At 56.7% G+C, this 11,083-nt stretch carries 7 protein-coding genes and 1 pseudogene; 6 read left to right on the top strand and 2 right to left on the bottom strand.

Annotation, left to right across the window (positions count from 1 at the left end):
- The first annotated feature begins 665 nt into the window (after window positions 1-665).
- The 4 genes and pseudogenes from A4E19_20485 (at window position 666) to A4E19_20470 (ending at window position 7,465) form a co-directional block, all read left to right on the top strand.
- Window positions 666-3,101 carry a copper-transporting ATPase gene (locus A4E19_20485; GenBank protein OQW31352.1) on the top strand — a complete coding sequence of 812 codons (2,436 nt, stop codon included), beginning with the start codon at window positions 666-668 and terminating at the stop codon, window positions 3,099-3,101.
- Window positions 3,102-3,128: 27 nt separating this feature from the next.
- A pseudogene (locus tag A4E19_20480) lies at window positions 3,129-4,957 on the top strand (copper resistance protein CopA).
- An 84-nt stretch (window positions 4,958-5,041) separates the two neighbouring features.
- Window positions 5,042-5,851 carry a copper resistance protein CopB gene (locus A4E19_20475; protein ID OQW31347.1) on the top strand — a complete coding sequence of 270 codons (810 nt, stop codon included), beginning with the start codon at window positions 5,042-5,044 and terminating at the stop codon, window positions 5,849-5,851.
- Window positions 5,852-6,073: 222 nt separating this feature from the next.
- Complete coding sequence (locus A4E19_20470; GenBank protein ID OQW31346.1) at window positions 6,074-7,465, top strand: hypothetical protein; 1,392 nt, start codon at window positions 6,074-6,076, stop codon at window positions 7,463-7,465.
- A gap of 464 nt (window positions 7,466-7,929) precedes the next feature.
- Here the strand turns inward: A4E19_20470 and A4E19_20465 are convergent, their stop codons facing one another.
- Together A4E19_20465 and A4E19_20460 are read right to left on the bottom strand one after the other, a co-directional pair.
- Window positions 7,930-8,631: a hypothetical protein gene (locus tag A4E19_20465; protein OQW31345.1), complete on the bottom strand. Its 702-nt coding sequence runs from the start codon at window positions 8,629-8,631 to the stop codon at window positions 7,930-7,932.
- A complete protein-coding gene (locus A4E19_20460; GenBank protein ID OQW31344.1) occupies window positions 8,628-9,215 on the bottom strand; it encodes a hypothetical protein in 588 nt (195 codons plus the stop codon). Before A4E19_20460 ends, A4E19_20465 begins: the two co-directional genes overlap by 4 nt.
- Window positions 9,216-10,106: 891 nt before the next feature.
- Between A4E19_20460 and A4E19_20455 the strand changes: the two genes are divergently transcribed.
- Both A4E19_20455 and A4E19_20450 read left to right on the top strand, forming a co-directional pair.
- Window positions 10,107-10,439 (top strand): hypothetical protein, encoded by a 333-nt coding sequence (locus A4E19_20455; protein ID OQW31343.1) that lies wholly within the window; start codon window positions 10,107-10,109, stop codon window positions 10,437-10,439.
- Complete coding sequence (locus A4E19_20450) at window positions 10,436-11,059, top strand: hypothetical protein (GenBank protein ID OQW31342.1); 624 nt, start codon at window positions 10,436-10,438, stop codon at window positions 11,057-11,059. Before A4E19_20455 ends, A4E19_20450 begins: the two co-directional genes overlap by 4 nt.
- Window positions 11,060-11,083 lie beyond the last annotated feature (24 nt).

Below are 11,083 nucleotides of genomic sequence, written 5' to 3'. Positions count from 1 at the left end.
AATTATGCAGAACTCATCAAACGCATCGACCTCGGGGATGAATCGCCGGCACAAGTCGCGAAAGAGCTAAACATATCGCGGAACAACCTCACAGTCCGTCTGCATAGAGCTCGCCAATCCTTACGGGCCTCTTTGGAAGAGGCCTGCGGGGTCTGCAGTCAACATGGCTGCCTCGACTGCAAATGTGGATAGCCTTTGATCTGCTGACAGATCTTTTCTTCCCAGTACTTTCTCCCTGGTTTGTTAAGCACTTTTAAAGAGTTTCATTACACCCAGCATACTTCTGTAATGTTTGGGCACCTGCTCCGTCTGTAATCCTGAAGGCGACAATAGGTCACCATACCGGATACAATGAAAGGAGTCGGACCATGGTTAAGGAATCATCGAGCGGCTGTTGCGGGAAGCCGCATGCAGGACATGACCGCATGAGCGAAGTTAGTCAAGATACGAGGGACCATTCGCACGCTCACGTGAAGTCTGAGATCGACCCCATTTGCGGAATGACCGTCGATCCAGCCACAGCAGCGGGTCAGTATGACTACAAAGGCAGGACCTACTATTTCTGCTCTGTTTCTTGCCTGGAGCGATTTCGGGCAGATCCAGAGAAGGCGCTCAATAAAAAGCCACTGAATCTAGTCACAACCCCTTCTCGCAAGCCGCTTCCGATGATGCAGGCAACAGAGAAGGGCGAGCGCGATCCGGTGTGCGGCATGACAGTCCAACCAGCTACTGCGGCGGGCAAACACGTTCACCAGGGCAAGACGTATTACTTCTGCGCCACTCGGTGTCTCGACAAGTTCCGTACCGATCCCGAGTACTACCTGACCCCGCCTGAGCGACGGGCGCAGAAACCGATGCCGGTCCCCGCTGACAGTAGCGTCACCTATGTGTGTCCCATGGATCCCGAGGTCAGTCAAAAGGGCCCGGGAGCCTGTCCTAAGTGCGGTATGGCGTTAGAGCCGGCTGATGTGTCTGCGCCCACCACCCGTACTGAATATACCTGTCCGATGCATCCCGAGATCGTACAGGCCGAGCCAGGTAATTGCCCCATTTGCGGGATGGCGTTGGAGCCGCGCACGGTGACGGCGGAGGAAGTCAATCCGGAACTCGTCGACATGACTCGCCGGTTCTGGCAGAGCGTGATCCTCGGGTCACCCATTCTTGCGCTGATGATTTCCGAGATGATGCCGGACCGACCGCTACAGCAACTTTTCCCAGGGCGGGCGTTGGTCTGGTTTCAGTTCCTGCTCGCGACCCCGGTCGTCCTCTGGGCCGGCTGGCCTCTATTTGAACGGGCCTGGACGTCGATCGTCAATCGCCATCTCAACATGTTCACGCTCATCGGCCTTGGCACCGGTGCCGCGTATCTGTACAGCGTCGCCGCCACATTCGCCCCCGGGCTATTCCCTGATTCCTTCCGAGTCCATGGCGGCGAGCTGGCCGTCTACTTTGAACCGGCCGTCGCCATTGTGGCCCTGGTTTTACTGGGCCAGGTACTGGAGCTGCGGGCGCGCAGCCGAACGAGCAGCGCCCTCAAGGCGCTGTTGGGACTGGCGCCGAAAACGGCCCGTATTGTCCGGAGTGATGGGCGCGAAGAAGATATCCCGTTGGAACAGGTGCAGGTTGGTGATCGGTTACGGGTACGGCCGGGTGAGAAGATTCCCGTGGATGGTGTGGTGTTGGAGGGAACGAGTGCCGTCGATGAATCGATGGTGACCGGTGAGTCGATCCCGGTTGAGAAGCAGCCAGGGCAGAAAGTGGTGGGAGCGACCGTCAATGGGACGGGGAGCTTCGTCATGCGAGCCGAGCGAGTAGGGCGCGAGACGTTGCTTGCGCAGATCGTGCGGATGGTCAGTGAGGCGCAGCGTACCCGTGCGCCGATTCAGCGATTGGCTGACGTCGTCGCTGCCTATTTTGTACCGATCGTCATGCTTATTGCCGCAGTGACCTTTGTGGTCTGGGCGATCTATGGTCCTGAGCCACGGATGGCCTATGCCTTGCTCAACGCCGTCGCGGTGTTGATCATCGCCTGTCCTTGTGCCCTTGGCCTGGCGACTCCCATGTCGATCATGGTCGGGACCGGACGCGGCGCGACGACCGGCGTCCTCATCCGGAACGCCGAGGCTCTGGAGACCTTGGCGAAGGTCGACGTCCTGGTCGTGGACAAAACAGGCACGTTGACGGAAGGCAAACCACGTCTACAGACAGTGGCGCCCCTGCCCCATATGACCGAGGCCGAGCTGCTCCGATTGATTGCCGGTCTTGAACAGAACAGCGAGCATCCCTTAGCGGCGGCGATCGTCTCCGGTGCCCGAGAAAAGGGGATTGTTCCGGCGAAGGCGGAGAACTTTCGTTCACTCACAGGGAAGGGAGTCACAGGAACGGTCGAGGGCCGTATGGTAGCCGTGGGCACGGTGCCGTTTCTTAACGAATTGAACGTCGAGACCACGCAGTTATTGGCCCAGGCTGAGCCGCTGAGACAGGATGGCCAGACGGTCATGTTCGCGGCGATTGACGGCAAGCCGGCAGGGTTGCTGGGCGTGGCTGATCCGGTCAAGTCCACCACGCCGGAGGCCATCGATCTGTTGCATCGTGAAGGGCTGCGACTCGTCATGCTGACCGGTGATAACCGGACGACCGCCGAGGCGGTGGCGCGCCGGCTCAACATCGACGAAGTGCAGGCCGACGTCTTGCCCGAGCAAAAGGCGGCGGTTATCAAGCGATTCCAGGCCGAAGGGCACGTCGTGGCCATGGCCGGCGACGGGATCAATGACGCACCGGCTCTGGCGCAAGCCCAAGTGGGGATCGCCATGGGAACGGGAACGGATGTGGCGATGGAGAGCGCGGGGGTTACGCTCGTGAAGGGCGACCTGCGAGCGATCGCTCGGGCGCGCCGTCTGAGCCGAGGCACCATGCGGAACATCCGTCAAAATCTCTTCTTTGCCTTCGTCTACAATACGCTGGGTGTGCCGATCGCCGCCGGAATTCTTTATCCGTTCGCGGGAGTTCTCCTCAGTCCCATGATCGCGAGCGCGGCGATGACGTTCAGTTCCGTCTCCGTGATCGCCAACGCGTTGCGGCTCCGTAGGTTGACACTTTGACAACTCTCTGAATACCCACCCTGTGCGATGCATAACGAGGGGATATCCAGACGTCTCCTGTTGAAGCGGGCGGGAGCGTTGGGGCTGCTGGCCGCGCTCCAACCGCTCCTGCCTCCTGCGCGCGTCATCCGTCACCACCCGCTACTCGTCCAAGTCCCGACACTCCGACGCTCAGTGGTGAGTTGATTGACCTGGTGATCAGCGAACGGTCCTTCGCGCTGAGCGGGTACACGGGCACTGCCACGACGATCAACGGGACGATCCCGGGCCCGCTGATCCGTCTGAAGGAAGGCCAAGAGGTGACCCTGCGTGTGACAAATCAACTTAAAGAGATTTCCTCGATCCACTGGCATGGACTGCTTTTACCCGCTCACATGGACGGGGTGCCTGGTGTGAGCTTCAACGGTATTCAGCCTGGGACAACCTTCCTCTATCGGTTTCCCATCAAGCAGAGCGGGACCTATTGGTATCACAGTCACTCGGGCGGCCAAGAATTGCAGGGCATGTATGCCCCGATGATTCTGGACCCGCTCGAACCGGAGCCGTTTCACTACGATCGGGAATATGTCGTGATGCTCTCTGAATGGACCTTCGAGCCGGCAGAGGCCGTGTTCGACAACCTCAAGAAATTCTCCGGCTACTACAACTTCCAGAAGCGCGATGCAGGAGAGTTTGTTTCCGATGTGGGGAAATGGGGGCTGTGGCGGGCCCTGCGGAACTATTTGATGTGGGAGCAAATGCGGATGGATCCGACCGACTTTGCCGATGTCACCGGCTCGACCTTTACGTACCTCATGAACGGTCTGCCGCCTGCCGGCAATTGGACCGGTCTCTTTCGTCCAGGGGAACGGGTGCGATTGCGTTTCATCAATGCCGCCGCGATGACCTTCTATGACGTCCGTATCCCCGGATTGACCATGACGGTAGTCCAAGCCGATGGCCAAAATGTGCAGCCGGTTCCTATAGGGGAATTTCGCTTCGGACCCGCAGAAACCTACGATGTCATTGTCCAGCCCACTGAAGATCAGGCGTTCACGATCTTTGCCGAAACCATGGATCGGAGTGGCTATGCTCGCGGAACCCTTGCCCCTCGGCCAGGGATGGAAGGGGAGATCCCTGCGCGCCGTGCTCGTCCGCTTCGAACCATGGAAGACATGGGAATGGCTGAACATGGCAACGGCCATATTGGCCATGCCATGAATGAGGATGAGCCCGGCATGAAGCAGTCTCACGGCGATTCACCGAGTCATGGCATGACGCACGGTGAAGGGATGGAGCATGGGCAGGCCATGGAAACCGACGCACGACATCGTTCTCCAATTCCAGGTGCAACCCCGGTTCAGCATGGCCCAGATCACCATGGCACCGGCAACCAAACGATCGCCGAGTATGCGCGAAACCGGATGGACGAGGCGGGTAGAGGATTCGAGCAGAGCTCCAGGCGCGTCCTCGTCTACACCGACTTGAAAAGCCTCGCTCCCTACCAAGACCTACATGAACCTCAACGGGAGATCGAGCTGCACCTCACCGGCCATATGCAACGCTATATGTGGTCGTTCGACGGCAAAAAGTATTCGGATGCACCGGAACCGATTCGTGTCCGTTATGGGGAACGACTGAGGCTCACTTTCATCAATGACACCATGATGGAACATCCGCTCCATCTGCACGGGATGTGGATGTACCTCGAAAACGGGTCCGGTGCGTACCTTCCGCGCAAACATACCGTCGCGGTCAAACCGGCTGAGCGGCTATCCGTGGTCATCAACGCCGACGCGTATGGACCGTGGGCCTTCCACTGCCACCTTCTCCTCCACATGGAAGCCGGCATGTTTCGCGTCGTCCAAGTTGCGTAATGACTAACGGGAGATAGGCCGGTGGGTTCAGCGATCCAGAGCGGTCGGGCAATCATATGGGTTGTGTGCATGTTGAGCGTCGGCATGAGTGCGAAGAGTGTCTCGGCGGAATCCGAACATGGGCATAAGCCTTCTGGTTCCGGCGGCTCGTCGGTAGTCGCGCCCCTACAAGAGCCAGGCCAAACCCATGCGAACTTAGCACTGCAACAGGACTGGCTCAGCCCCGTGAGCGACCGGGAGCATCGCCTGTTTACGTTGGTTGACGTCCTTGAATATCGTCCTCGTACCGGTGGAGGCGGAAGCAACAGTGACTACCGCTGGGATATCGAAGGCTGGTACGGTGGGGATTACAACCGACTCTGGTTCAAGAGTGAAGGTCAGCAGGATACGGCGTTCAAAGCGGACTATGATGTCGATTTTCAACTGCTCTATGGTCGGTTCCTATGGAAGCATTACGACATTCAAGTCGGGGGCCGAATGGAAACACAGTCGTTTCGTGGCGGCAACGTCACGCGCGGCCTAGGGGTGATCGGCCTTCAAGGTATCGTGCCGTACAACTACGAGTTCGAATCGGCGTTATTCATCGATCAGAGCGGTGCCGTCTCGGCTCGCATTTCATACACGAAAGATTTCTTGCTTACACAGCGGCTGATCCTCCAAGGCCGTTTCCAAACGAACCTGGCGGTCCAACGGGTCGAAGAGTTTACGACCGCCTCCGGGCTGAACAATCTGGAATTCGGGGTCCGGTTGCGCTACGAGATTCGTCGAGAATTCGCACCCTATGTCGGCATATCGCTCGACCGCAGCTTCGGTGGGACGGCGACTCTGGTGCGTCAGCAAGACGGAGATCCGAGTCAGATACGATTGGGGGTCGGTGTAAGGATGTGGTTCTAACCGGTAGATCCGCCGCAAATGTCTGAGTCGATGATCACCTTTACAGACTGTGTGATAGGGGCTACCATCCACAGCGCAGTGGTCGGGGTGGGTACGTGCCGCCATATCGAATTATGAATGCGTCGACGAGGGTCGCATGGTAGGCTGGCGCACGGTATTGCGATCATGTTGGAATTTTGAACCATGAGAAGCGCATTGGCGGAAAGCAGCAGACGCATCGCAATGCAAAGTATTGCGTGGGGCCTCGTCCTCGTCGTGACGGATCCCGGTTCGGGGCATGCCGCCGCCCAGCAAAACTCGGCGACCGGTGGTCATGATTTACAGAATCAAGTCAAAGTAACCGCAAATAAAGTGATTCCCGCAGTGGTCAGCATTGCGTCGACCGTGATGGTGCGAGACCAGGCCTTCAGCGACGAAGCCTTGCCGTTCGGTCTGTTCAAAGACCCGCCGACGCGTCGGCAATATGGACAGGGATCGGGCGTGATCGTCTCGCCGGATGGGTATATCGTTACGAATAACCATGTCGTGGCCGATGCCGTCGATGTGGAAGTGATCTTGGCGGATCGCCGTCAATACAAAGGGAAGGTCGTCGCGACGGATCCGAAGACCGACGTGGCCGTGGTGAAGATTCATGCATCGAATCTCCCGACGGCGACCTGGGGAGATTCAAGCCTTCTGGCCGTCGGCGACTTCGTATTGGCCATCGGCAACCCGTTGGGATTGAGCCGCACCGTCACGTTCGGCATCGTGAGCGCGGTCGGTCGCGCGGATGTCGGAGTGGCGGATTTCGAGGACTTTATCCAAACGGATGCGCCGATCAACCCGGGCAATTCCGGCGGAGCGCTCGTCAACATTCAGGGCGAGCTGGTGGGGATCAATACGGCCATCGCCAGTCCGACCGGCGGAAGCGTGGGGGTCGGGTTTGCAATTCCCAGCAACATGGCCCGTGCCGCGATGCAGAGCCTCATTAAGACGGGTCGTGTGGTGCGGGGGTTCCTGGGGGCCTCGACCCAAGACGTGAGCCCTCCATTGGGGAAAATTTTCCGTCTTCCGGACGTCAAGGGCGCGATCGTCACCGATGTGCAGGCCAAGGGGTCCGCCGAACGGGCCGGTTTGAGACGAGGCGATGTGGTGGTGCGTTTCGACGGACGAGACGTTATGGACAGCGGCCAGTTGCGAAATCTGGTGGCGCAATCGTCGATCGGCAGCAAACATCGCCTGGACCTCATCCGCGATGGGAAACAGTATCAAGCCGACCTGATCGTTCAGGAAGCGCCGCGTGAACGGCCCAAGAAAAGCCAAGCCGCGTCATCAACCGCCTCGATGGTCCATCCGCTCGCGGGCGTGGTCTTCGATGACGTGACGCCGCCTTTGGCACGACAAATGGATTTGCCCGTGAATAACGGGGTAGTCGTGACGGATATTGAAGAAGGCAGCCTTGCCGAAGCCTCCGGCCTCCAACCGGGTGACGTGGTACTGGAACTGAACCGGCAACATGTCACCAGTTTTGCCGGTCTTCAACGCCTTGCCGACCCACTAAGACCCACGGATCTTGCTCTCTTGCTCGTCAACCGCCAGGGAAATGTCATATACATCCCGATTCAAACCGATTAGAAAAAACGGCTGGGCATCCAGGTTTCGGCTTACCATTGATGTGTGATCTCAAGAGAGCCACAGAAAGGCTCATGGAGATCCATTTGAGTGAGCCAGCTTTTTATGACGAGAGAGGCCTCACCACGAAAGTGATCGCTCCATACGTTTCATTCCTTCTCAAAGTCATACGTAATGATCGTCACCCGCACCGAATCCACTCATCTTATCGCACTGTATGAGGGTTCAACCTAGGTCAGGCCAACACACCAGTCGGCTAGATTAAGGCCCCGATGCCACCATCGGATGAAGCTGCCAAGAAAGGACTTGGTTTGATCAGCATGGCAGAGCGGATGAACGTGCTGCAGGGGACATTTCAGGTGAAGACAAAACCGGGAGCGGGGACAGAAGTGTATGCCTGGGTACCGCTGAAACAGGAAGCGTAAGAATAAGGGACAATGCGGCGCGCAAACTGCCAATGCCGACTTTTAGCCCAGCATCTCGTTCTGCGGAGAGGAGATAATGAGAAGCAGGCAGCCATTGTCCGACGACGTGTCATGATGTTCGGTGCCAACCTCAGCTCGATGATAGTCCCCCACCACTAATTCCTGGCCGCCGCACAAGCAGCCACCTTCCAAGACATAGAGCTCTTCCGCCTCGGTATGCCGGTGTGGGGCATATACCGAACCGGGCGCCATTCTCACAAGGGCGGTGGCTCGGCGGGAGATAGGGTCAAAGTATAAGATCTTGGCCGTGACGCCGGGAGCCATCTCTTGCCATTCTCCTTCGGAGGCTCTTACGAATGTGAGGGGCGGGACATGCCGTGACGGGCGTCTCTCGTTTTGGATCCGGCTGAGCAAGCGGGTGCGCAGAGAAAATGGTGGAGGCAGTGGAGCGGCGGCAAAGGCCAGATGATCCGCCATTGATTGAAACGTGCGATCGTCTTGATCCGCTTCCTGCGCGATGCGGGCGAGCATCCGCTCGCGCAGTGCCGCACGCGGTGGGATCGCGCTCACGCCGAAGCTTAATTGTTCAGCCACGGCTTGAAAAGTTTGCGTGGCGGCTCCAAGGCCATTTTGAGACAAGGCCACGCGCTTCTCAAAGACGACACGGTCTTCGGGTGGCAGGATACCCAACGCGTAGGCAGCTGCCTGTTCCTCAAGCTCTTGCGGTAGAGGGAAGTCAGTCATGAAACCAATTCTTCCTTCTGCGGAGCCAACAGTTCCCGCAATTTGAGCATGCCGAGTCGCATTCGGGTTTTGATTGTTCCTAATGGCAGACTGAGCTTGTCTGCGATCTCACTTTGAGTCAAGCCGTAGAAATACCCCAACGCAATCGCTTCTCGTTGTTCGGATGGCAGCAGAGAGAGCGCCTGACGGACAGACTGCCGGCGTTGTCGTCCCTCGACCTCCTGGTCGGGCGTAGGCTCCTCGCTGGAGAAGAAGGAGGCTACCTCCAGACTCTCGATCTTGCCGCGCTCGCCCACCCCCGCGCGGAAGCGATCGATCGCCCTCGTGCGGGCCAACATTATAAGCCACCCCCCAGGCGTGCCTCTCGTCTCGTCGAAGGTGTGGGCTTGCCGCCAGACCTGCGTATAGACGTCCAACGTCACTTCTTCCGCCGCTTCACGATTGCCAAGGATCTTGAAAATGAGGCCGTAGACCTGATGGCTTGTGCGGTCGTACAACGTCGCGATGGCTGATTGATCGCCTTGTGCAGTCTGAGTGATCAGCTGCCCCCATTCCGCTTCTTGGGTCTGGGTTGAGTTCAGCATTCACAACCTCGGCCTGGATGTTCCCTCATGGGTCGGAGGAAGACGAGGGAGAGGTTTTGGATTCATAGGTGTTCGGACGGGCGGACTATAGCACCGGAGCATGGAGCCAGACAAGCGAGGGTGTGTGTTCAGTTAGGAAGAAGATATTAGGCGATGATGAGTTGCGAGGCTGAGGAATTTTAGGCGCCAGGGCAATCTGATGTATGTTCCTATTCAAGAAAGTAGAGCAGAAACGGCTCACTTCAACATGATCACGAGAAAAGCATTAGACGCTGTGCCATCAACCTACTTGGGGTACCGTCCCTCCCTTAAAAGTGAGGTCGATCATGAAAACCATTTGAGGGAAGCGGGTCCTGCGGTAATTGAGGTTCTCTCATAGTAGGACCAACCACGCAGCCACACAGTTCCTTCCCTGTGAACATTCTACTAGACGGGAAGCAACTGAAGATCGAACGCCCGTTCGGTGAACCAGACGAAGGCGATGGTGATTACCGCTGGCGAGCCGCCAGTGAGAACCAATTTGAGATAAGGCTCACGAAAGGTATGGCGATCGTCAGGCTATTCCAATAGGACTCGTCTATTGCATATGGCCTAACCACCTTTAATGGATGCACTCTACAGAGTGCATGATATCTCTAATAGTTTCACAAAATCATATAGTTGAAAGACATTTTATTCTGTTTAAAATATTGAAAATGGAAATTTAATACTCTTTACGATAATTTAGTGTTAATTTTTATATTGCAAATAGTATAATAAAAACCCATGAAACAAAAATTCATAACTGTACTCGATGACATAGCCCTATCAAGGCTGAAGGTGCGGGCACCAAGAGGCACGAACAAACTCACGGCGGGGGAGTGGATACGTCTACTCCGGGATAGGCTCCGAATGACGCAGGTTGAACTGGCTCAACGCGCCCATATTACGCAGCCCAATCTGGCGGCAATTGAGTCCGGGAAAGTTGATCCCCAAGTCGGGACGCTCAGACGAATTTATGAAGGCTTAGGCTGTGAGCTCAACCTCGAACCGCTGCTCCACAAGTCTCTGGAAGAACTTACGAGAGATCGTGCCCGAGCTGTTGCCCTCAAACGACTGAAACAGACTATGGGAACCATGGCACTTGAAGACCAAGCTCCTGACAAGGACACATTCAGGCAGCTTCTTGAAAAACGTACCGATGATATTCTCCGCAGTCCTCGTAAACGACTATCCACTCGATGACCAAGTCGGACGAAACGCAACTCGACGATGAGACGTTGGGGGACGATTTATCAGGGCTCATTCTGACTCGGCTCACGACGAGAGCGGAACGGAACGCAGCCGAAGCGCATACCATTAGTCTGGCCTATGACAAATACGTGTTTGAGGCCCACAGGAAGAAGCAGGGTGCGCGATGGCTCACCGATGAGTTTATCCGTGCAGTCCATCAGGACATGTTTGGATCTATATGGAAATGGGCGGGACAATATCGGAAAGAGAATCTCAACATCGGGATGGACTGGCAGCTGATACCGGAACAGGTTCGTTTGTTATGCGATGACTTTCATTATTGGAACGCTCCAACGTCGATGATGCCGATTCTCGAAGTTGCCGCACGACTTCAAAACAGATTGACCAAGATCCATCCCTTTCGAAATGGGAATGGACGGCATGCACGACTGATCACCGACATCTTTTTTTATTCTCGCGAACATCCTTTGCCGCAATGGCCTCAAACCCATCTCATGTCTGAAGGGCATCAGATCCGAGCGCGGTACATTGCCGCCATGCGGGATGCCGATCAAGGGGACTTTTCTTCTTTGGTCAAGTGCTTTGAAAACTACCTCCCCGAGCCTTCCTGAACCGCGCATGTCTTGAGCAGTTTC

The organism is Nitrospira sp. SG-bin1, assembly GCA_002083365.1.
Classification (GTDB): Bacteria; Nitrospirota; Nitrospiria; order Nitrospirales; family Nitrospiraceae; genus Nitrospira_D.
This window is presented reverse-complemented; position numbering and strand designations above follow the sequence as displayed.